Origin of the sequence: Paracoccus onubensis, assembly GCF_003591515.1 — a bacterium.
GTDB lineage: Bacteria > Pseudomonadota > Alphaproteobacteria > Rhodobacterales > Rhodobacteraceae > Paracoccus > Paracoccus onubensis.
The window spans coordinates 83,398-104,642 of sequence record NZ_QZCG01000011.1; the positions used below are offsets into that span (position 1 = coordinate 83,398).

Annotated in this window: 17 protein-coding genes and 2 pseudogenes; 11 read left to right on the forward strand and 8 right to left on the reverse strand. The window is 61.0% G+C overall.

Annotation, left to right across the window (positions count from 1 at the left end):
• The first annotated feature begins 42 nt into the window (after positions 1 to 42).
• The 6 genes and pseudogenes from hydA to D3P04_RS16095 all read left to right on the forward strand — a co-directional run bounded on the left by hydA (position 43) and on the right by D3P04_RS16095 (position 6,016).
• Positions 43 to 1,494 (forward strand): annotated as a pseudogene (hydA, locus tag D3P04_RS16070) (dihydropyrimidinase).
• 1 nt (position 1,495) lies between these two features.
• A complete protein-coding gene (locus D3P04_RS16075) occupies positions 1,496 to 2,194 on the forward strand; it encodes an SDR family oxidoreductase (RefSeq protein ID WP_119750707.1) in 699 nt (232 codons plus the stop codon).
• Positions 2,191 to 2,973 carry an ABC transporter ATP-binding protein gene (locus tag D3P04_RS16080; protein ID WP_119750709.1) on the forward strand — a complete coding sequence of 261 codons (783 nt, stop codon included), beginning with the start codon at positions 2,191 to 2,193 and terminating at the stop codon, positions 2,971 to 2,973. Before D3P04_RS16075 ends, D3P04_RS16080 begins: the two co-directional genes overlap by 4 nt.
• A gap of 234 nt (positions 2,974 to 3,207) precedes the next feature.
• Entirely contained in the window at positions 3,208 to 4,071 is an 864-nt protein-coding gene (locus tag D3P04_RS16085) for an ABC transporter permease (protein WP_119750711.1), read from the forward strand.
• Positions 4,068 to 5,009: an ABC transporter permease gene (locus D3P04_RS16090; protein WP_232845046.1), complete on the forward strand. Its 942-nt coding sequence runs from the start codon at positions 4,068 to 4,070 to the stop codon at positions 5,007 to 5,009. Before D3P04_RS16085 ends, D3P04_RS16090 begins: the two co-directional genes overlap by 4 nt.
• A gap of 23 nt (positions 5,010 to 5,032) precedes the next feature.
• Positions 5,033 to 6,016, forward strand: a complete 984-nt coding sequence (locus D3P04_RS16095) for an ABC transporter substrate-binding protein (RefSeq protein ID WP_119750713.1) — start codon at positions 5,033 to 5,035, stop codon at positions 6,014 to 6,016.
• An 87-nt stretch (positions 6,017 to 6,103) separates the two neighbouring features.
• On the opposite strand, the gene D3P04_RS16100 is transcribed toward D3P04_RS16095, so the two are convergent.
• The 8 genes and pseudogenes from D3P04_RS16100 to mutM form a co-directional block, all read right to left on the reverse strand.
• On the reverse strand, positions 6,104 to 6,982 hold the full coding sequence (locus D3P04_RS16100; protein WP_119750714.1) for a ribokinase: 879 nt from the start codon (positions 6,980 to 6,982) through the stop codon (positions 6,104 to 6,106).
• A 107-nt stretch (positions 6,983 to 7,089) separates the two neighbouring features.
• Positions 7,090 to 7,824, reverse strand: a pseudogene (locus D3P04_RS23750) (cytochrome c1); the annotation flags it as partial.
• A 441-nt stretch (positions 7,825 to 8,265) separates the two neighbouring features.
• On the reverse strand, positions 8,266 to 9,588 hold the full coding sequence (petB, locus tag D3P04_RS16110) for a cytochrome b (RefSeq protein WP_119750718.1): 1,323 nt from the start codon (positions 9,586 to 9,588) through the stop codon (positions 8,266 to 8,268).
• 10 nt (positions 9,589 to 9,598) lie between these two features.
• Complete coding sequence (petA, locus tag D3P04_RS16115; RefSeq protein ID WP_119750720.1) at positions 9,599 to 10,159, reverse strand: ubiquinol-cytochrome c reductase iron-sulfur subunit; 561 nt, start codon at positions 10,157 to 10,159, stop codon at positions 9,599 to 9,601.
• A gap of 235 nt (positions 10,160 to 10,394) precedes the next feature.
• Positions 10,395 to 11,183, reverse strand: a complete 789-nt coding sequence (gene radC / locus D3P04_RS16120) for a RadC family protein (protein WP_119750722.1) — start codon at positions 11,181 to 11,183, stop codon at positions 10,395 to 10,397.
• Positions 11,184 to 11,243: 60 nt separating this feature from the next.
• A complete protein-coding gene (dnaJ, locus tag D3P04_RS16125; RefSeq protein WP_119750724.1) occupies positions 11,244 to 12,407 on the reverse strand; it encodes a molecular chaperone DnaJ in 1,164 nt (387 codons plus the stop codon).
• A 76-nt stretch (positions 12,408 to 12,483) separates the two neighbouring features.
• Positions 12,484 to 14,403, reverse strand: coding sequence for a molecular chaperone DnaK (dnaK, locus tag D3P04_RS16130; RefSeq protein WP_119750726.1), 1,920 nt, complete (start codon positions 14,401 to 14,403; stop codon positions 12,484 to 12,486).
• 267 nt (positions 14,404 to 14,670) lie between these two features.
• On the reverse strand, positions 14,671 to 15,516 hold the full coding sequence (mutM, locus tag D3P04_RS16135; RefSeq protein WP_119750728.1) for a bifunctional DNA-formamidopyrimidine glycosylase/DNA-(apurinic or apyrimidinic site) lyase: 846 nt from the start codon (positions 15,514 to 15,516) through the stop codon (positions 14,671 to 14,673).
• A 76-nt stretch (positions 15,517 to 15,592) separates the two neighbouring features.
• On the opposite strand from mutM, the gene ubiE reads away from it, so the two are divergent.
• From ubiE to ugpE, 5 genes are all read left to right on the forward strand, one after another.
• Complete coding sequence (ubiE, locus tag D3P04_RS16140; protein ID WP_119750730.1) at positions 15,593 to 16,339, forward strand: bifunctional demethylmenaquinone methyltransferase/2-methoxy-6-polyprenyl-1,4-benzoquinol methylase UbiE; 747 nt, start codon at positions 15,593 to 15,595, stop codon at positions 16,337 to 16,339.
• Entirely contained in the window at positions 16,340 to 17,869 is a 1,530-nt protein-coding gene (gene ubiB, locus D3P04_RS16145) for a 2-polyprenylphenol 6-hydroxylase (protein WP_119750732.1), read from the forward strand. It abuts the gene before it with no gap.
• Between the two features lie 273 nt (positions 17,870 to 18,142).
• A complete protein-coding gene (gene ugpB / locus D3P04_RS16150) occupies positions 18,143 to 19,462 on the forward strand; it encodes a sn-glycerol-3-phosphate ABC transporter substrate-binding protein UgpB (protein WP_119750734.1) in 1,320 nt (439 codons plus the stop codon).
• Positions 19,463 to 19,517: 55 nt separating this feature from the next.
• Positions 19,518 to 20,396: a sn-glycerol-3-phosphate ABC transporter permease UgpA gene (gene ugpA, locus D3P04_RS16155; protein ID WP_119750736.1), complete on the forward strand. Its 879-nt coding sequence runs from the start codon at positions 19,518 to 19,520 to the stop codon at positions 20,394 to 20,396.
• A complete protein-coding gene (gene ugpE / locus D3P04_RS16160) occupies positions 20,396 to 21,244 on the forward strand; it encodes a sn-glycerol-3-phosphate ABC transporter permease UgpE (RefSeq protein WP_119750738.1) in 849 nt (282 codons plus the stop codon). The genes ugpA and ugpE overlap by 1 nt, the downstream gene beginning before the upstream one ends.
• Position 21,245: the final 1 nt, after the last annotated feature.

Sequence of the window (21,245 nt, forward strand, 5' to 3'; positions counted from 1 at the left end):
CGGACCCCCGAGGTATTTATCGCAAAGAAGAAGGGTGCGGAGATGGGCACAGTCATCAGGAACGGAACCATTGTGACTGCGGATCTGTCCTATAAGGCGGATGTGCTGATCGAGGACGGCAGGATTGCCGCCATCGGCGAGGGATTGACCGGCGAACGCGAACTGGATGCCAGCGGCTGCTATGTCATGCCGGGCGGGATCGATCCGCATACACATATGGAAATGCCCTTCATGGGCACCTATTCGGCGGATGATTTCGAAAGCGGAACCCGCGCCGCCTTGGCGGGCGGCACCACGATGGTGGTGGATTTCGCCCTGCCCTCACCCGGTCAGGGGCTGCTGGACGCCTTGAAGATGTGGGATAACAAATCCGGGCGGGCGCATTGCGATTACAGTTACCACATGGCCGTCACATGGTGGGGCGAACAGGTTTTCGACGAGATGGACGAGGTGGTGAAACGCGGCATCACCAGCTTCAAGCATTTCATGGCCTATAAGGGCGCGTTGATGGTGAATGACGATGAGTTATTCGCCAGTTTCCGCCGCGTCGGCGATCTGGGCGGGATCGCGCTGGTTCATGCCGAGAATGGCGATGTCGTGGCGGAGCTTTCGGCGCGGCTGCTGGCCGAGGGGAATACCGGGCCGGAAGGGCATGCCTATTCGCGCCCGCCTCAGGTCGAGGGCGAGGCGACGAACCGGGCGATCATGGTGGCCGATATGGCCGGCGTGCCGCTTTATGTCGTGCATGTGTCCTGCGAGGACAGTCACGAAGCGATCCGGCGTGCGAAGCAGCAGGGCAAGCGGGTCTGGGGTGAGTCGCTGATCCAGCATCTGACGCTGGATGAAAGCGAATATTTCGACAAGGACTGGGATCACGCGGCGCGGCGGGTGATGTCTCCGCCCTTCCGCAACAAGCTGCATCAGGACAGCCTCTGGGCGGGTCTGCAATCGGGTAGCCTGTCGGTCGTGGCCACCGATCACTGCGCCTTCACGACAGAGTAGAAACGCTATGGCGTGGGTGATTTCACCAGGATCCCCAACGGCACCGGCGGGCTGGAGGACCGGATGCCGATGCTGTGGACGCAAGGGGTCAACTCCGGGCGGATGACGCCGAATGAATTCGTGGCTGTGACCTCGACCAATATCGCCAAGATCCTGAATCTTTATCCCCGCAAGGGCGCGGTTCTGGTGGGCGCGGATGCGGATCTGGTGATATGGGATCCCGAGGCCGAAAAGACCATTGCCGCCGACAGCCAACAATCCGCCATCGATTACAACGTGTTCGAGGGCCATAAGGTCAAGGGCCTGCCGCGCTATACGCTGACGCGCGGCGTCGTGGCGGTGACCGAGGGCAAGCTGGACAGCCGCGAGGGGCACGGGAAATTCGTGGCGCGCGAGGCGCGGGGAACGGTGAACCGGGCGCTGAGCAGATGGAAGGAACTGACTGCGCCGCGGCCGGTCGAGCGGACCGGCATACCGGCAAGCGGGGTATAGGGTGACAGGGGTTGCATTGATCACCGCAGGCGGCAGCGGGATGGGCGCCGCCTCTGCCCGCCGGCTGGCGGCGGACGGATTTTCGGTCGGGATCCTGTCATCTTCTGGCAAGGGTGAGGCTTTGGCTGACGAATTGGGAGGATTCGGGGTCACCGGCTCGAACCGCTCGAACGATGATCTGGCGCGTCTGGTCGATGGCGCGATTGAACGGTGGGGGCGGATTGACGTTCTGGTGAATTCCGCAGGCCACGGCCCCCGCGCACCGGTCACCGAGCTGACCGACGAGGACTGGCATACAGGCATGGAGGTCTATTTCCTCAGCGCCGTCCGTCCGACCCGCCTGGTCACGCCGCATATGCAGGCGCAGAAAAGCGGGGTGATCATCAACCTTTCGACTTTCGCCGCGTTTGAACCCGATCCGGTCTTTCCGACATCGGGGGTCTTTCGCGCCGGGCTGGCCTCTTTCGCCAAGCTTTACGCCGACCACTATGCGGCGGACAACATCCGTATGAACAATGTGTTGCCCGGCTTTATCGACAGCCTGCCCGAGAAAGAGGAATTCCGGGCACGCATCCCGATGGGCCGCTATGGCCGCGAGGCCGAGATTGCGGCAACGGTCAGCTTTCTGGCGTCAGAGGGAGGCAGCTATATCACGGGCCAGAATATCCGCGTGGATGGGGGTATCACAAGATCGGTATGATGAACGCGGTAATTGCGGCCAATGCCGTCAGCCTCACCTTCCAGACCGCCGATGGTCCGGTGCATGCACTGAAGGATGTCGATCTGACCGTCTGTCAGGGCGATTTCGTCAGCTTCATCGGGCCATCGGGCTGCGGCAAGACCACATTTCTGCGCACCATCGCCGCGCTGGAAATGCCGACCGCCGGGGAACTGATGGTCAACGGGATGACCCCGGATGAGGCGCGCAAGGCGCGGGCTTACGGCTATGTGTTTCAGGCTCCGGGCCTGTATCCGTGGCGGACGATTGCCGGGAATATCTCGTTACCGCTGGAGATCATGGGTTTTTCGAAACCTGACCGGGCCGAGCGTGTCGACAGGGTGCTGGAACTGGTCGATCTGGAGGGTTTCGGCGGGCGTTTTCCGTGGCAGCTTTCAGGCGGCATGCAACAGCGGGCCAGCATCGCCCGCGCGCTGGCCTTTGACGCGGACATTCTGCTGATGGACGAGCCTTTCGGCGCGTTGGACGAAATCGTGCGCGACCGGCTGAACGAGGCGTTGCTGGAATTGTGGCGCAAGACCGGCAAGACCATCGGCTTCGTGACCCATTCCATCCCCGAGGCGGTTTATCTTTCCACCCGGATCGTGGTGATGTCGCCGCGACCGGGGCGGATAACGCGGGTGATAGACAGCACTCTGCCGGCCGCGCGGCCGCTGGATATCCGCGATTCGCCCGAATTCATCCGGCTGGCGCATGAGGTGCGCGAAGCGCTGCGCGAGGGGCATGGCGATGATACATGACTTCCGTCCCATGCCGAAGAGAGCCTCGCAGCGCCCGTCCGTCGGATGGACGTCTTTTGGTCGTGATTTTCACTTTATGGTGCAACTTCGCACGGTGCTGAACCCGCAGGATAGTGTCACCAAAGCACCCGCGCGGTGGGGCGGACGGGCGCTCCGCGGCGGGCCGTCACGCGAATGCGTGCAAAGGACGACGGCCCTTGATTTCGCACGGGGCAATATTTTTGCGGTTGGCCAATGAAAAATGCCATCCCGATCCTGACCGTTCTTCTGGCGCTTGTCGTGATCTGGTACCTTGCGGCCATCGGCATGAATTCCGCATGGGTCCGGGATCAGGCGGCGCGGGCGGGAACTGAACTGACAACTACGGAACTCGTCAAACAGACACTGACGCTTGAGCGCCCCGTGCTGCCCGCTCCGCATCAGGTTGCCGCCGGGTTGTGGGATGGGGTTGCCGGGCAAAAGATCACCTCGAAGCGCAGTCTTGTCTGGCATGGCTGGGTGACATTGTCAGCCACGCTGACCGGCTTTGCCATCGGCAGTCTGGCGGGGATCCTGCTTGCCGTGGGGATCGTGCATAGCCGCACCATGGATCAGTCGGTCATGCCCTGGGCGGTGGCCAGCCAGACCGTGCCGATCCTTGCCATCGCGCCCATGGTGATCGTGGTCTTTGCAAGTGCGGGCATCACCGGTCTTCTGCCCAAGGCGATCATCGCGGCATGGCTGTCGTTCTTTCCGGTGCTTGTCGGCATGGTGAAGGGATTGCGCACGCCCGACGCGATGCAGCTTGACCAGATGAAATCCTGGAGCGCCTCTGGCGGGCAGGTCTTCTGGCGGCTGAGGCTGCCATCGTCGATGCCCTATCTGTTCGCGAGTCTCAAGGTGGGCATCGCGGCCGCGCTGGTCGGCACTATCGTGGGCGAATTGCCTGCGGGCGCAAGTGCCGGACTGGGAGCAAGGCTGCTTTCTGGCAGCTATTACGGGCAGACGGTGCAGATATGGGCGGCGCTTTTCGCAGCCGCCGCGCTTGCCGCCATTCTGGTCATCGCCATTGGACGGATCGAAGGCGTCACGCTGCGCCGCATGGGGCTGGTGCGATGAAAGTGCTGAAGCTGGAACGCCATGCAAACATGCTTATTGGCCTAGAGGCGCTAGCTGGTTGGTTGGCAATTCTCGTTACGGGTCTGTTGATATCGCCCAAACTCGCGCCAGTTTTGCTAGTTTGGCTCTGCGCATGGATATTCAACACTTGGCTGGCGCGGTTCGACACCAGGCTGACGCGGTTCCTTGTCGCACTGATCTTTGGCCTTACTATCATCGCCCTTTGGGAAATGATCGTACGCATCTACGCCATTCCCCCGCTGATCCTGCCCGCGCCCTCGCGGATCGCGGCCAGTTTTGTGGCGAATATCCCGCTGCTCTGGGGTGATTTCGTGCAGACCATCGTCAAGGGCGCCCTGACCGGCTGGATACTGGGCGGTGCAGCGGCGGTGCTGACCGCCATTGCAATCGACCGCAGCCCGTTTCTGCAACGCGGGTTGCTGCCCATCGGAAATTTCGTCGCCGCCCTGCCTATCGTGGGGATCGCGCCGATTCTGGTGATGTGGTTCGGGTTCGACTGGCAATCCAAGGCCGCCGTGGTCGTGGTGATGGTGTTCTTCCCCATCCTTGTGAACATGGTCGCAGGCCTCGCCGCCACCGACCGGATGCAGCGCGATCAGATGGCGACATGGGCCGCGCCTTACGGGCAGTCTCTGTGGAAGATGCGGCTGCCCGCCGCCATGCCGTTCCTGTTCAACGGGCTGAAGATTACCACCACGCTCGCGCTGATCGGCGCCATCGTGGCCGAATTCTTCGGCAGCCCGACCACGGGCATGGGCTTTCGTATCTCGACCGCCGTCGGGCGGCTGGACCTGCCGCTGGTCTGGGCCGAGATATTGGTGGCGGCAATCGCCGGTTCGCTGTTTTATGGCATCGTGGCGCTGATCGAAAAGAAGGTGACGTTCTGGCACCCGTCGCAGCGCAATCAACGGGGCTGACGCCCCCCAGCAGGAGAGTGGACATGAAGAAACTGATGCTAGCCGCCGCATCATTTGCGCTTGCCGGCACGGCCCATGCGGAAGAGCTGACCTTGCAGCTCAAATGGGTCACGCAGGCGCAATTCGCGGGATATTACGTCGCACTGGACCAGGGCTTCTACGAGGAAGAGGGGCTGGAGGTCACCATCAAGCCGGGTGGTCCCGATATCGCGCCGACACAGGTCCTTGCCGGAGGCGGGGCGGATGTGATCGTCGAATGGATGCCCGCCGCACTTGCCGCGCGGGAAAAGGGGCTGCCGCTGGTCAATATCGCGCAGCCTTTCAAGAAATCCGGGATGATGCTGACCTGCCTGAAGGAAAGCGGCATCACCGATCCCACCAAGGATTTCGCGGGCAAGACGCTGGGCGTCTGGTTCTCGGGCAATGAATATCCGTTCCTGAGCTGGATGCATACGCTGGGTCTTTCGACCGAGGGCGGAGAGGATGGCGTGACCGTGCTGAAACAGGGCTTCAATGTCGATCCCCTGCTGCAGAAGCAGGCCGCCTGCATCAGCACCATGACCTATAACGAATATGGGCAGGTTCTGGATGCCGGCATCGCGCCCGAGGATCTGGTGACCTTCAAATATGAAGATCAGGGCGTGGCCACTCTGGAAGACGGGCTTTACGTGCTGGAAAGCACGCTTGAGGACGACGCGAAGGTCGAAGCATTGGCGAAATTCGTCCGCGCCAGCATGAAGGGCTGGCGTTATGTCGAGGAAAATCCCGATGAATCCGCCGAGATCGTTCTGGATAACGACGAAACCGGCGCCCAGACCATCGAACATCAGGCCCGCATGGCGCAGGAAATCGCCAAGCTGACCGCTGGCAGCGACGGCGTTCTGGACGAGGCTGATTATCAGCGTACGGTCGATACGCTGCTTGCGGGCGGATCGGATCCGGTCATCTCGAAGGAACCGGAAGGCGCATGGAGTCATGTCGTGACGGACAAGGCCGCCGCGGAGTGAGCCGGGGGAGGGGCGCTGCCCCTCTTGGCCTGCGGCCAATTCACCCCGAGGTATTTAAACAAAGAAGAAGCGGAGCAGGGGTTTTCGTCAGGCTTCTGTAGAGGCGAGGAAATCCGTGACCTCTGACAATGCCGGAATAGCGTCCCCGGCGCCCTGCCGGGTGACTTTCAGGGCGGCGGCGCCCGAAGCCAGCCGCAGGGCTTCGGGAATTCCGTCGCCACGATCCAGCGCGGCGGCGAAATATCCGGCGAATGTATCCCCTGCCCCGGTCGTATCCACTGGCGTGACCGGGAAAGCTGGCTGGTGCCAGCTTTGACCGGTTTTCAGATCACGATATTCCGCGCCTTCCGCGCCACGGGTGATCAGAAGACCCTCGACGGGAAGCGGTTCCCGGATCGCCGCGAAAAGCTGCTGTGCCTCGCCCTCGTTCATGGCGAGGATCGAGACTTCCGGCATGACCGCCTGCAACGCATCCAGATCGAAAGGGGCGGCGGAATAGATCACCCGCGCCCCGGCCAAGCGTGCGATCCGGGCTGCCTCGGCCTGAAGGCTGGTCTCGTTCTGAAGCAGCAGGATATCCCCCGGCCTGATCGCGCCCATGGCGTTTTCCAATGCGGATAGCGCGAGGGCGCGATTCGCGCCGGGATGGATGATGATCGAATTTTCCGCTGAACCGTCCAGCAGGATAAGGGCATGGCCGGTCACCTGATCCGCTAGTCGCAGAATATAGGTGGTATCGACCCCTCTGGCCTGTAGCCGATCGATCACCCAGTCATCGCCCTGCCCCATCGCGCCCAGATGATGGGTCGGCGCACCGGCCTGTGCGGCCGCGATGGACTGATTGGCGCCCTTGCCGCCCAGCCCGATGGAGTAACTGTCGGCCGCAAGCGTCTCGCCCGGGCGCGGCAGTTTGTCCATCCGATACACGTGATCGATATTGATCGAACCCAGATTCCAGATCGCCATGACTTGCTCCCCGATTGCCGGGCGTATCTGACCGATATCGCCGCGCCTTGTCCAGCAACGAAAACGCGCCCCGCGGAAGGGGCGCGTTCAAAGTTTTCGGTTACAGATCAGCGGTCCAGGTTCTTGCCCTTGTAGGGCGCCCAAAGCCGCTTGTTGGTCACATAGAGCAGACCCGTCAGCACGATCAGGAACAGCACCGAGACAAGCCCGACCTGTTTACGATCCGACAGTTTCGGCTCGGCCGTCCACATCAGGAAGGCCGACACGTCGCGGGCCATCTGATCCACGGTGGCCTTGGTGCCGTCCTCATAGGTGACCAGATCATCGGAAAGCGGAGGCGTCATGCCGATATAACCGGTCGGGAAGGCGGTATTTTCATACAGGACCGTACCTGCCTGTTCCTGTTCTTCCCCGGTATAGCTGGTCAGAATGGCATGGATATATTCCGGCCCGCCGATGCCCTTGATCAGCTGATTGACACCGGTCCCGGCCGGACCATGGAAGCCCGCGCGGGCTTTCGCCATCAGCGACAGATCCGGCGCGCCGGCAGTCGTGTTTTCAGGGAAGTGATCGGTGGGCAGGCGTGGCCGCTCTTCCTCGGTTTCCTCGTCGATGATGGTCATCTCGGCCGCATAGGCGCGCACCTGATCCTCGGGCAGACCGGGGCCGCCGCTATCGCCCAATGTGCGGAGCGGCACGAATTTCATACCGTGGCAGGCTGAGCAGACCTCGGTATAGACCTGCAGGCCCCGCTGAAGCTGAAACTGGTCGTATTTGCCAAAGGGACCTTCGAAACTGAAGGAAATATCCTCGATATGCCCGCCCCCATGATCGCCTGCGGCTTCCGCATGCTCTTCGTCAGCAGCAGCGCCTTCGGAAGCTTCATCCTCGGCGGGTGCTTCCTCCGCCGCCGCGTCATCAGCGGCAGGCTCTTCGGCACCGGCTTCCTCAGCAGCGTCAGCGGGTTGTTCCGCCGCGTCGCCATCCGTGGCTTCACCTTCGGCGGGTGCTTCCTCCGCCGCCGCGTCATCAGCGGCAGGCTCTTCGGCACCGGCTTCCTCGGCGTCAGCAGGTTGCCCTGCAGCTTCGCCTTCAGTGGCTTCGGACTCGGCCTCCGCACCTGCGGGCGCTTCGGTCAACGCGTCGCTTTCGGGTATGGATTGCTGTGCGTCAGCGGGTTGGTCCGTCTCGGCCTCCTGCGCCAGCGAATAGCCGCCGGCGAGGATTGTCAGGGCCGCAACAGCCGTGAGCGTCTTGGTTCTCAGGGTCATTGATGGCTCTCCTTACTCGGCCGGATGCGCTTTGGCGCCGTAGTGTTCGTTGAAATCCTCTTCGATGGTCGCAGGCATCGGATCGGGTTTCTCAATCACACCAAGCAGCGGCAGGATCACCAGGAAATAGATGAACCAGTAAGCCGAGCCAGCAAGGGCGATATAGGGATAAATTCCCTCTGCCGGGCGTGCGCCGACCCACATCAGGATCACGAAATCGACGGCAAGCAGCCAGAACCACCACTTGAATTGCGGCCGGTAACGACCCGAGCGGACGCGGCTGGTATCCAGCCACGGCACCAGAGCCATGACCAGGATCGCGCCGAACATCGCGAGCACGCCGAAGAATTTGGCGTCGATGATACCGAAGGACAGCTTGTTGACCAGAATCACCAGCCAGACATCGGCGGTAAAGGCCCGCAGAATCGCGTAGAAGGGCAGGAAATACCATTCGGGCACGATATGTTCGGGCGTGGCGAGCGCATTCGCCTCGATATAGTTGTCGGGATGGCCCAGATAGTTGGGCATGAAGCCGACAACGGCGAAGAACACCACCATGATCACGCCAAGCGCGAACAGGTCCTTGATCACGAAATAGGGCCAGAATGGCAGGGTGTCTTTCTCGGCCTCTTCCTTCGAGGTGCGGCGGACTTCGACACCGGTCGGGTTGTTGTTGCCCGTGGTGTGGAAGGCCCAGATATGCACGATCACCAGCGCGGCGATGATGAAGGGCAGCAGATAGTGCAGCGAGAAGAACCGGTTCAGCGTGGCGTTATCCACGGCCGGTCCGCCCAGAAGCCATGTCTGGATCGATTCGCCGATCCCGGGAATCGCGCCGAACAACCCGGTGATGACGGTCGCGCCCCAGAAGGACATCTGGCCCCAGGGAAGCACGTAACCCATGAATGCCGTCGCCATCATCGCCAGATAGATCAGCATGCCGATGATCCAGGTAACTTCGCGGGGGGCCTTGTAGCTGCCGTAATACAGCCCGCGGAAGATATGGATATAGACCGCGAGGAAGAACAGCGAGGCGCCGTTGGCATGCATGTAACGCAGCATATAGCCGCCATTCACGTCGCGCATGATATGTTCGACGCTGGCGAAGGCCAGATCGACATGCGGGGTGTAATGCATCACCAGAACAATCCCGGTGACGATCTGCAGCGCAAGGCAGAATGCCAGAACGATGCCCCAGATCCACCACCAGTTCAGGTTCCTGGGCGTGGGGATCATCAATGTGTCATAGATGACGCTGACGATCGGCAAACGGCGATGCAGCCAGCGTTCGGGGCCCGATTTGGGCTCGTAATGGTCGTGCGGAATTCCGGCCATGATGCCCTCCTCAGCCCAGTTGGATGGTTGTTTCGTTGACGAATTCGGCGATCGGAACCGGAAGATTCCTGGGCGCCGGGCCTTTGCGGATGCGGCCGGCCGTGTCGTAATGCGAGCCGTGGCAGGGGCAGAACCAGCCGCCGAAATCGCCCGCGCCGTCGCCGATGGGAACGCAGCCCAGATGGGTGCAGACGCCGATCATCACCAGCCATTCGCCGGTTTCGTCCAATGCGCGGTTTTCGTCGGTCGCGGCTTCGCCGGGCTTGTTCTCGTTCTCGGCGCCCTGATCGATCAGTTCGCCCAGCCCGACAGCGCGGGCGGCCTCGATCTCATCCGGGGTCCGGCGACGGATGAATACCGGTTTGCCCAGCCATTTCACCGTAAGCTGGGTACCTAATTCGACGCCACTGACATCGACCTGGATCGAAGACAATGCCTGCACATCGGCCGAGGGGTTCATCTGGTTCACAAGCGTCCAGCCGGCTGCACCGGCTGCAACTGCGCCTGCTCCCGCCGTGGCGTAATAGAGGAAATCCCTCCGGGTGCCTACGTGGTCATCTGCGTGGGACACGGGTCATTCTCCAGTTCGGGCCAATTATTTGGCCGCTATGTCATTCCGGGCCGCGCTTTGATCGCAACCGTCGCGTAGGCGGTTCTAGCGTTCAAATCCCCGTCAGTCCAGCGGGTAAGCCCATTCCTGAGTCTGTGGTACTATGCCCATGTTGAAAAATTGTCGCGTCTTCGCGAACGACCTGCGATGATTTGTCGCGGGCAGGGCCGATAATCCCCTCAGACCGGGATTTTCGTCACTTCAGCAATCCTTCGGATCGAAAGCTGAGTTCGCGTGATTTGCCGATGACCAGATGGTCATGGATGGTGATTCCCATGCAATCCGCCGCCCGCGCGATCTGGGCGGTCATGACGATATCCGCTTCTGACGGGGTCGGATCGCCCGAGGGGTGGTTGTGGACAAGAATCAATGCCGATGAATTCAGTTCAAGCGCGCGGCGCATGATCTCGCGCGGATAGACCGGTACGTGATCGACCGTGCCACGGGACTGTTCCTCATCCGCGATCAGAACATTCTTGCGGTCAAGATACAGTACCCGGAACTGTTCCGTCTCGCGATGCGCCATGGCGGTATGGCAATAATCCAGCAATACCTGCCATCCCGACAGCACCGGCCGATGCAGCACCTTCGCGCGGGCCAGCCGCTGAGACGCGGCCTCGACCAGTTTCAGCTCGGTCACGACAGCGGCGCCGACGCCCTCGACCTCCGTCATGCGGGCGGGAGCCGCGGAAATCACCCGGTTGAAATCGCCGAAATGCTCGATCAGGCGGCGGGCCAGCGGTTTCACATCCTGCCGGGGGATGGCGCGGAACAGGACGAGTTCCAGCAATTCGTAATCCGGCATCGCCGCCGCACCACCTTGCATGAAGCGTTCCCGAAGCCTTGCGCGATGATCGGCCAGATATGAAGGCATCGCCTTGTTACGCCGATTCGACCGCGCCGCCGAATTCGCCGCATGAAAATCGCGAATCGCCGGATCGAACAGCGGCAATGAAGGGGTCGGTGGTGATCGGTCCTGGGCCATGCCCGGATTATGCAGAGAAGATATGAAAAAAATGGAAAGAGGCGCCGAAGCGCCTCCTGATCATCGGGTCATGCCGTCCCAGAACCCTTTTACCTTGTTGAAGAAACTGGTCGATTGGGGACTGTTATCAACCTTCTCCGCAGCGAATTCGCGCAAAAGCTCTTTTTGACGCGCATTGAGGTTCACCGGCGTTTCAACCGCAATCTCAAGCAGCATGTCTCCAAACTCGCCATTCGCGCCCGCGCCATGCCGCAAGGGTGGCATTCCCTTGCCACGCAGCCGCATCTGCCGGCCCGACTGGCTTCCGGCAGGCACCTTGACGCGGGAACGCCCGCCGTCGATCGTCGGCACCTCGACCTCGCCGCCCAATGCGGCGGTCGCCATGCTGACCGGCACCTGACAGGCCAGGGTCTTGCCGTCGCGTATGAAGATCTCGTGCTCTTTCACCTCGACGAAAATATACAGATCGCCCGAGGGTCCGCCACGCATTCCGGCCTCGCCCTCGCCCGCAAGGCGGATCCGGGTGCCGGTCTCGACGCCCGCCGGGATGTTGACCGACAGGGTGCGGTCCTTCTCGACCCGGCCCGCGCCATGACAGGTCTTGCAGGGATTCTTGACGATCTGCCCCTGGCCGCCGCAGGTCGGACAGGTCCGCTCGACCGTGAAGAACCCTTGCTGGGCCCGTACCCGGCCCATGCCCGAACAGGTCGGGCAATTCGCGGGTTGCGTCGCGCCTTCGGCACCGGTGCCGTTGCAGTCGCCACAGGCAACCGAGCTGGAAATATTGATGGTCTTTTGCAATCCGCCGTAAGCTTCCTCAAGCGAAACGCGCAGATTGTAACGCAGATCCTGCCCGCGCTGCGCCCGGGAACGCGCGCCACCGCCGCCGCCGCGACGACCCATCATGTCGCCGAACAGATCGTCGAACACATCCGCGAATGCCGAGCCGAAATCGCCCGGATGCGCGCCGCGCCCGGCACCGCCGCCCATGCCGCCATTTTCGAAGGCCTGATGGCCAAAGCGGTCGTAAGCAGCCTTTTTCTGTTCGTCCTTCAGGCAGTCATAGGCCTCGTTGACCTCTTTGAACTGCGCTTCGGCGTTTGGATTGTCCTTGTTGCGGTCGGGATGAAGCTCCTTCGCCTTCAGCCGATAGGCTTTCTTCAACTCATCGGTCGAAGCCCCGCGTCCGACCCCGAGCACATCGTAATAACAACGCTTGGCCATATCTTGTCCTGTCTACTGACCCCCGGAATGAAATCCGGCCCGCGAACTGCGGGCCGGTCCAGGGATACGGCCCGGATCAGCCGCGTTTCTTGTCTTCGCCGAGATCCTCGAAATCGGCATCCACGATATCTTCGTCCGCGGCGCGAGGCTCGTCCGGGTCATTGTCATCGCGGGCTTCGGCCTCGGATTGCGACGCCTTGTAGATGGCCTCGCCCAGTTTCATCGATGCGTCCATGACGTTCTGGATGCCGGATTTGATCTTGTCGGCATCGTCGGTCTTCACCGATTCCTCCAGGGCGCCAATCGCCAGTTCGATCGCCTCGACCGTGGATTCATCCACCTTGTCGCCATGCTCTTCCAGCGACTTTCTGGTCGAATGGATCAGGCTTTCGGCCTGGTTCTTGGCTTCGACGATCTCGCGGCGGGACTTGTCGGCCTCGGCATTAGCCTCGGCATCCTTGACCATCCGATCGATATCCTCGTCGGTCAGACCGCCCGAAGCCTGAATGGTGATATTCTGTTCCTTGCCGGTGCCCTTGTCCTTGGCACTGACCGAAACGATGCCATTGGCGTCGATATCGAAAGTCACCTCGATCTGGGGCATGCCGCGCGGCGCGGGCGGGATATCTTCAAGGTTGAACTGGCCCAGCATCTTGTTGTCGGCAGCCATCTCGCGTTCGCCCTGGAAGACGCGGATCGTCACCGCGTTCTGGTTATCCTCGGCGGTCGAGAAGATCTGACCCTTCTTGGTCGGGATGGTGGTGTTGCGGTCGATCAGGCGGGTGAATACACCGCCCAGCGTTTCGATCCCCAGCGACAGCGGCGTCACGTCCAGCAGAACGACATCCTTGACGTCGCCTTGCAGCACGCCAGCCTGAATCGCGGCACCAAGGGCCACGACCTCATCGGGGTTAACGCCCTTATGGGGTTCCTTGCCGAAGAAATCGGTGACTTCCTGGAAAACCTTGGGCATCCGGGTCATACCGCCGACCAGAACCACCTCGTCGATATCCGATTTCGAAACACCGGCGTCTTTCAGCGCTTCCTGAACCGGCTTCATGGTGCGCTTGATCAGGTCGTTGACAAGGCTTTCCAGCTTGGCGCGGGTCAGTTTCATGACCATGTGCAGCGGCGTGCCGGAATCCTTGTCCATCGAGATGAACGGCTGGTTGATTTCGGTCTGGCTGGAGGAGGACAGTTCGATCTTGGCCTTCTCGGCAGCTTCTTTCAGACGCTGAAGCGCCATCTTGTCCTTGGTCAGATCGACGCCATGCTCTTTCTTGAACTCATCAGCGAGATAGCTGACGATCCGCATGTCGAAATCCTCACCACCAAGGAACGTGTCCCCGTTGGTGGATTTCACTTCGAACAATCCGTCGTCGATTTCCAGGATGGTGATATCGAAGGTGCCGCCGCCAAGGTCATAGACCGCGATGGTCCGGCTTTCCTTCTTGTCCAGACCATAGGCCAGCGCGGCAGCCGTCGGTTCGTTGATGATCCGCAGCACTTCGAGGCCTGCGATCTTGCCGGCATCCTTGGTGGCCTGACGCTGGGCGTCGTTGAAATAGGCGGGCACGGTGATGACGGCCTGCGTCACCTCTTCGCCCAGATAGGATTCGGCGGTCTCCTTCATCTTCTGAAGGATCATTGCACTGACCTGAGCGGGGGAATATTTCTCATTCCGCACCTCGACCCAGGCGTCGCCATTGCCGCCATCCACGATCGAGTAGGGAACCAGTTTCTTGTCCTTCTCGACGGCTTCGTCGCCGATACGGCGGCCGATCAGACGCTTGACCGCAAACACGGTGTTCGAAGGGTTGGTCACGGCCTGACGCTTGGCGGATTGGCCGACCAGACGCTCTCCTTCGGTGAAACCGACGATCGAGGGGGTGGTGCGTGCGCCTTCGCTGTTCTCGATCACCTTGGGCTGGCTGCCATCCATGATGGCGACGCAGCTATTGGTCGTACCGAGGTCAATCCCGATGACTTTGGACATGTATCTCTTACCTTTCTTATGGCGATGTATTGGGCCTTGGGTCCGTTATGGCCCCCACGGCCCGATCCCGGTGGTTGATTTCGCGCCCGGCCAGAATCCGAACGCTTCGCGGCTGTATATAGGTGGGGAAATTCGGGCTGCAAGCGTTTGAAAGGGTCGGAATCCGATTCAATTTTGCGGAAACGTCATGTTTTTTAGCTTTCAGCAACCGGGGGCCAGCCCCCGGACCCCCGAGGTATTGGGGCAAAGAAGAAGCTGTGACAGCCATCATTTCTGACAGACCGGGCAAAAATAGGTTGAGCGGCCCGATTGCGTGATTCGTCGGATACTGCCCGCGCAGCCATCTGTCGAACAGGCCGCATCCTCGCGGTCATACACCCGGAAGCTGTGCTGGAAATAGCCCAGCTCCCCCGTAGCCTGCCGGTGATCGCGCAGGGATGAGCCGCCTGCGGCGATGGCATCTGTCAGCACATCGCGGATATGCCCGGACAGGGCAGCCAGCCGGGCCATGCCGATACGTCCTGCCGCCCGGCGCGGATCTATGCCCGCACGGTGCAGCGATTCGCTGACATAGATATTCCCAAGCCCGGCCACAATTTTCTGATCCAGCAGGGCCTGTTTGACCGGCACACGCCGCCCGGCGAAAACAGCCGCCAGATAAGCGGCGTCGAATTCCGTGTCGAACGGCTCGGGGCCCAGATGCGCCAGAAGCGGATGGGAGGTACCTTCGCGGATCAGATCCACCATGCCGAAGCGGCGGGCATCATTGAAGGTGATGGTTGTGCCGTCCTCGGTCTCCAGCACGACGTGATCGTGACGAGGAAGAATCGCGGGATCGCGGTGAAATCCGGCCAGCCCCGCGCCCTCGACCAGAAGCCTTCCCGACATGCCCAGATGCAGCAGCAGCGTGCCGCCCCGGTCCAGATCGGCCAGCAGGTATTTCGAGCGGCGGCGCAGCTCCTTTACCCTTGCGCCCGTCAGTACCTGCACCAGATCCGGCGGCAGGGGCCAGCGCAGATCCGGGCGGCGGGCCTCGGCGCGGGCGATGCTGCGGCCTTCGAGATGCGGCAGCAACCCGCGCCTGACCGTTTCGACTTCCGGCAGTTCTGGCAATCCCGTTCCTTTCGCTGCATTGTGCCCGCGGTGTCACAGGGTTATCTGACGCCTGAAACAGCGGGTGGCAAGCGCGATGAGCGAAAAGAAACAGACCCATTTCGGTTTCCGGACCGTGGACGAGGATGACAAGGCCGGGCTGGTGCATGACGTGTTTTCCAGTGTGGCGTCGCGCTATGACCTGATGAACGACCTGATGAGCGGGGGCATTCACCGGGTCTGGAAAAATGCCATGATGGACTGGCTTGCCCCGCGCGACGGTCAGCATCTGCTGGATATGGCGGGCGGCACCGGGGATATCGCCTTTCGCTTTCTTGATCGTGCGCCGGGGGCGCGCGTCACGGTTTGCGACATGACCGAATCCATGCTGGTCGAGGGCCGCAAACGTGCCGACGCCGCAGAGAAGGCCGACCGCCTTGCATGGGTGACGGGCGATGCGATGCGGCTGCCTTTCGCCGATGACAGCTTTGACCGCTATACGATCAGCTTCGGCATCCGCAACGTGACCCGCATCGCTGACGCCCTCTCCGAGGCTTATCGTGTCTTGCGCCCCGGCGGGCGTCTGATGGTGCTGGAATTCAGCCGGATCCCGGTGCCGATGATGCAATGGGCCTATGACCGCTATAGCTTCAACGTGATCCCGGCGATGGGCAAGGCCGTGACCGGCGATCACGACAGCTATCAGTATCTGGTCGAATCCATCCGCCGGTTCCCGGATCAGGAGGAATTCGGCGCTCTGATCCGTCAGGCGGGTTTCGGCCGTGTGCAGTGGCGCAATCTGTCGATGGGCATCGCCGCGCTGCATTCCGGCTGGAAACTGTAGATGCGCGGACCGCATAATATCCTGCGCCTGATCCGTACCGGCGCGACCTTCGAGCGCACCGGGGCGATGGGTGTCGCGCTGGATGCGCTTGAAGCTCCGCCGCGGCTTCGGCTTGCAGCGCGGATCCTGGGCTGGCCATTCCGCTGGATGGGTTACAAGGGCAATCCCGCCCTGCCGCCGATGACCCGGGCCATTACCGCGCTTGGGCCCGCCTATATCAAATTCGGGCAAATCCTGTCGACCCGGGCCGATGTGGTGGGAACCGAGCTGGCCGACCAGCTGCGGATGCTTCAGGACCGGTTGCCACCCTTTCCCACGCAGATCGCCAAGGAGATGGTGGCGACGGAACTGGGCAGGCCGATCGACGAGATATTCCTTGAGTTTTCAGAGCCTGTCGCGGCGGCCTCGATCGCGCAGGTTCACCGGGCGCGGCTGCGCGACACCGGGCGCGAGGTGGCCGTCAAGGTGCTGCGTCCCGGGATTCAGGCCGCATTCCGCCGCGATATCGATGCGTTCCATTTCGCCGCCGGAATGATCGAAGGACTTTCGCCCAGCAGCCGCCGCCTGCGTCCGCGCGACGTGATCAGCCATTTCGAATCTGTCGTCGCAGGCGAGTTGGATCTGCGGCTTGAAGCCTCTGCCGCCTCGGAATTTATCGAGAACACGCGGGATGACGAGGGCTTTTCCATACCTGCGCCGCATTGGCACCTGTCGTCCCGCCGCGTGCTGACCTCGGACTGGGCCGAGGGGGTCGCGATGGGCGACCGCGACGGGTTGATCGCCGCCGGTCACGATCTACCCGCCGTCGCCCGCCGGGTGATCCAGCTTTTCCTGCAGCATGCCCTGCGCGACGGCTTTTTCCATGCCGACATGCATCACGGCAATCTCAAGGTCGGGGCGGATGGTTCGATCATCGCCTATGATTTCGGGATCATGGGCGAGATCGACGAATATACCCGCCGGGTCTATGCCGAGATCCTGATGGGTTTCATCAAGCGCGATTACCGGCGCGTTGCCCGCGTGCATTTCGAGGCGGGTTATGTCCCCCGCGACCGCGACGAAACAGCTTTCGCCCGCGCGCTTCGCGCCGTGGGAGAGCCGATCTTCGGTGCCGATGCCAGCCAGATCTCGATGGCGAACCTGCTGGCATATCTGTTCGAGGTGACCGAACGGTTCGGCATGCCGACCCGCACCGAACTGATCCTGTTGCAGCGTACCATGGTGGTGGTCGAAGGCGTCGCCCGCTCGCTGGATCCGCAACTGAACATGTGGGAAGCGGCGAAACCGGTTGTTTCGGATTATATCAAGGCAAGTCTGGGGCCGCGCGCGGTGGCGCAGGACGCGGTTCAGGTCGCCCAGATCCTGGGGCGATATGGCCCGTTATTGCCGAAACTGGTTGACCGGGTGCTGTGGGAACAGGTTCACGGCCATGCAACAAAATCCGAAAAACCGCAAAAATACCGCTGGTATGCTGCCACGGCTGGCGGCGCGTTGGTGATCGGGCTGGGGCTGGGGCTGTTGTTCGGTTGAGCCGAAACGGCATCGGACAAGGTCGCGCCGGCCCTGACGCCCCGCCAAAATTTGCGGTTTCGGCCAAGATCCGGATTGCTTTCGTTTTGGGTGAGTTTATGTGAGATTCGCCGAATTTGGGAACAAATACGAAGATTTTCGCGTATTCCGTCCCGCAATCCCGTTGACCGAATAGTCAAATACTGTCACATTTCGTTCATAATAATGTTGCGTGACCGTCATGCTTGGGGGGTAGGTCCGGCATCGAACGCAACTCCATTGGGAGGTAAAATAATGACCCGCTTACTGACCGCATCCGCGGCCACGCTGATTGCGTCGCTTACGGCTGCCAATGCCCAGACGGAAATCCAGTGGTGGCATGCCATGGGTGGCGAACTTGGCACCAAACTGGAAGAAATCGTCAAGGGTTTCAACGACAGTCAGGATGAATACAAGGTCGTTCCCTCGTATAAGGGCACCTATCCCGAAACGATGACCGCCGCGATTGCCGCCTTTCGCGCGAAGGAACAGCCCGCCATCGTTCAGGTCTTCGAAGTGGGCACCGGCACCATGATGGCCGCGCAAGGCGCCATCGTTCCGGTTTACCAGCTGATGGAAGAACAGGGCGTCGAATTCGACCCGGCCGCATTCCTGCCTGCCGTCGTGGGCTACTATACCGACACGGACGGCAATATGCTGTCGATGCCGTTCAACAGTTCGACCCCGATCCTGTATTACAACAAGGATGTGTTCGAAAAGGCCGGGCTTGATCCGGAAACCCCGCCAAAGACCTGGGGCGAGGTGGAAGAATTCTCGAACAAGATCATGGAGTCGGGTGCGGCGGAATGCGGCTTTACCACAGGCTGGGTAAGCTGGATCCAGACCGAGAATCTCAGTGCGTTCCACAACCAGCCCATCGGTACCGAACAGAACGGTTTTGGTGGTACGGCTGCCCGACTGACACTGAACGGTGACGTTCAGGTCAAACATTGGGCCAATCTGAAGAAATGGGCTGATGAGGGGCTCTTCAAATATGGCGGCCCGGTTGGCGGCGACGACGCCCCGCCGATGTTCTACAGCCAGGAATGCGCAATGATCATGAACAGCTCTGCCAGCCTTGCGGGCGTGGTCGCCAATGCCAAGGATTTCGAGCTGGGCTTCGGCATGCTGCCCTATTACGACGATGTCGAGGGCGCGCCGCAGAACTCGATCATCGGCGGTGCAACCCTGTGGGTCCTGACCGGCCGTCCCGACGAGGAATATGCAGGCACCGCCAAGTTCTTCGAATATCTCGCCAGCCCTGAAGTCCAGGCCGACTGGCACCAGTTCTCGGGCTACCTGCCGATTACGCAGGCGGCCTATGATCTGGGCAAAGAGCAAGGTTACTACGAAGAGAACCCCGGTTCCGAGGTCGGCTTGCAGCAGATTACCCTGAACGAACCGACCGAGAATTCGAAAGGTCTGCGTTTCGGCAATTACGTCCAGATCCGCGGTATCATCGACGAAGAATTCGAGCAGATGCTGTCCGGCAGCAAGGACGCACAGGGCGCGCTTGACAGCGTTGTCGAGCGGGGCAATGCGCTGCTTGAGGAATTCGAGAAGCAAAACCAGTAAATGAACCGTCCGGGGGCCGGGTTTCGCGGCCCCCATTCTCATATCCGGGCATCAGATGAAGCGAACGATATTCAACGGCCAGTTGTTGCCTTGGCTGCTTTTGGCGCCTCAGCTTGCGGTCACGCTCGTCTTCTTCATCTGGCCCGCCTTTCAGGCAATCCGGCAAAGTTTCCTGCGCGAGGATGCGTTCGGCATCAACAGCCAGTTCGTCGGGATGGCGAATTTCCGGGCGCTTCTGGATAGCGCCCAATACCTGAATTCGCTGAAGGTGACGGCCGTTTTCGCCGTGTCGGTGACGGTGCTGTCGATGGGTGTCGCCTTGATACTGGCCGTAGCCGTGGACAGGATGCTGAAATCGCAGCGCCCTTACACCACGCTGCTGGTCTGGCCCTATGCGGTCGCGCCGGCGGTGGCGGGTATCCTGTGGTATTTCATCTTCAACCCGACCGTCGGCATCCTGCCTTTCATGCTGGATATCATCGGCTATGACTGGAACCACAATACCGACAAAGGCGATGCGATGATCCTTGTCGTCATCGCCAGCGCCTGGAAGCAGATCAGCTATAACTTCCTGTTCTTCGTCGCGGGGCTTCAGGCGATCCCGGCCAGTCTGCGCGAGGCCGCCGCCATAGACGGCGCAGGTCCGGTGCGGCGTTTCTTCGATATTACCTTTCCGCTGCTGTCGCCCACGACATTTTTCCTGCTGGTGGTCAATATCGTCTACGCGATGTTCGAAACCTTCGCTGTGATCGACTCGACAACCGAGGGCGGACCGGCGCAAGCCACCAATATCATGGTCTACAAGGTCTATTTCGACGGCTTCATCGGCCAGAACATGGGCAGTTCGGCGGCCCAATCAGTCGTGCTGATGCTGATCGTGATCTCGCTGACGGTGATCCAGTTCCGCTATGTCGAGAAGAGGGTGGAATACTGATGATCGAGAATCGCCCCGGCCTGAACATTCTTGCCCATGTGACGCTGATCCTTGGTGTGGTCGTCGTCGCCATGCCCGTCTGGGTGGCTTTCGTCGCCTCGACCCATACGGCAACCGATTTTTCATCGGGAACGATCCCGATGTGGCCCGGCCCGCATCTGGTCGAGAATTACCGTACCATGCTGGATACCGGACTATCCACCAGCGGAACGCCCCCGGTCGGGCAGATGATGGTCAATTCGATGATCATGGCGCTGTCCATCGCCATCGGCAAGATCTGCATCTCGATGCTGTCGGCTTTCGCCATCGTCTATTTCCGCTTTCCCTTCCGGGGATTGGCCTTCTGGTGCATCTTCATCACCCTGATGCTGCCGGTAGAGGTTCGCATCGTTCCCAGCTTTCAGGTGGTCGCGGATCTGGGGCTGCTGAATTCCTATGCCGGCCTGTCGCTGCCGCTGATCGCATCAGCCACGGCGACATTCCTGTTCCGGCAGGTGTTCCTGACCATCCCGGACGAGTTGACAGAGGCCGCGCGTATCGACGGCGCCGGGCCGATGAAATTCTTCCGGGATATCCTTCTGCCGCTGTCACGGACCAATATGGCGGCGCTGTTCGTGATCCTGTTCATATATGGCTGGAACCAGTATATCTGGCCACTGCTGATCACCACCGAACCACAATATTACACCATCGTCGCGGGCATCAAGCGGATGGCCGACGTGGTGGACGGCTTGCCGAAATGGCATCTGGTGATGGCGACGGCCATCATGGCCATGCTTCCGCCCGTAGCCGTGGTCATCGGAATGCAACGGTTGTTCGTCAAGGGCCTTGTCGAGACGGAGAAATAAT

Bases quoted from the DNA above. Each gene is read 5' to 3' on its own strand.
- radC (WP_119750722.1), bottom strand. From the start codon at position 11,183: ATGGCCCAGGACCGATCACCACCGACCCCTTCATTGCCGCTGTTCGAT.
- D3P04_RS16085 (WP_119750711.1), top strand. From the start codon at position 3,208: ATGAAAAATGCCATCCCGATCCTGACCGTTCTTCTGGCGCTTGTCGTG.
- ugpB (WP_119750734.1), top strand. From the start codon at position 18,143: ATGACCCGCTTACTGACCGCATCCGCGGCCACGCTGATTGCGTCGCTT.
- D3P04_RS16095 (WP_119750713.1), top strand. From the start codon at position 5,033: ATGAAGAAACTGATGCTAGCCGCCGCATCATTTGCGCTTGCCGGCACG.
- ugpA (WP_119750736.1), top strand. From the start codon at position 19,518: ATGAAGCGAACGATATTCAACGGCCAGTTGTTGCCTTGGCTGCTTTTG.
- ubiE (WP_119750730.1), top strand. From the start codon at position 15,593: ATGAGCGAAAAGAAACAGACCCATTTCGGTTTCCGGACCGTGGACGAG.
- ugpE (WP_119750738.1), top strand. From the start codon at position 20,396: ATGATCGAGAATCGCCCCGGCCTGAACATTCTTGCCCATGTGACGCTG.
- D3P04_RS16090 (WP_232845046.1), top strand. From the start codon at position 4,068: ATGAAAGTGCTGAAGCTGGAACGCCATGCAAACATGCTTATTGGCCTA.
- petB (WP_119750718.1), bottom strand. From the start codon at position 9,588: ATGGCCGGAATTCCGCACGACCATTACGAGCCCAAATCGGGCCCCGAA.
- dnaJ (WP_119750724.1), bottom strand. From the start codon at position 12,407: ATGGCCAAGCGTTGTTATTACGATGTGCTCGGGGTCGGACGCGGGGCT.
- D3P04_RS16080 (WP_119750709.1), top strand. From the start codon at position 2,191: ATGATGAACGCGGTAATTGCGGCCAATGCCGTCAGCCTCACCTTCCAG.
- dnaK (WP_119750726.1), bottom strand. From the start codon at position 14,403: ATGTCCAAAGTCATCGGGATTGACCTCGGTACGACCAATAGCTGCGTC.
- D3P04_RS16100 (WP_119750714.1), bottom strand. From the start codon at position 6,982: ATGGCGATCTGGAATCTGGGTTCGATCAATATCGATCACGTGTATCGG.
- ubiB (WP_119750732.1), top strand. From the start codon at position 16,340: ATGCGCGGACCGCATAATATCCTGCGCCTGATCCGTACCGGCGCGACC.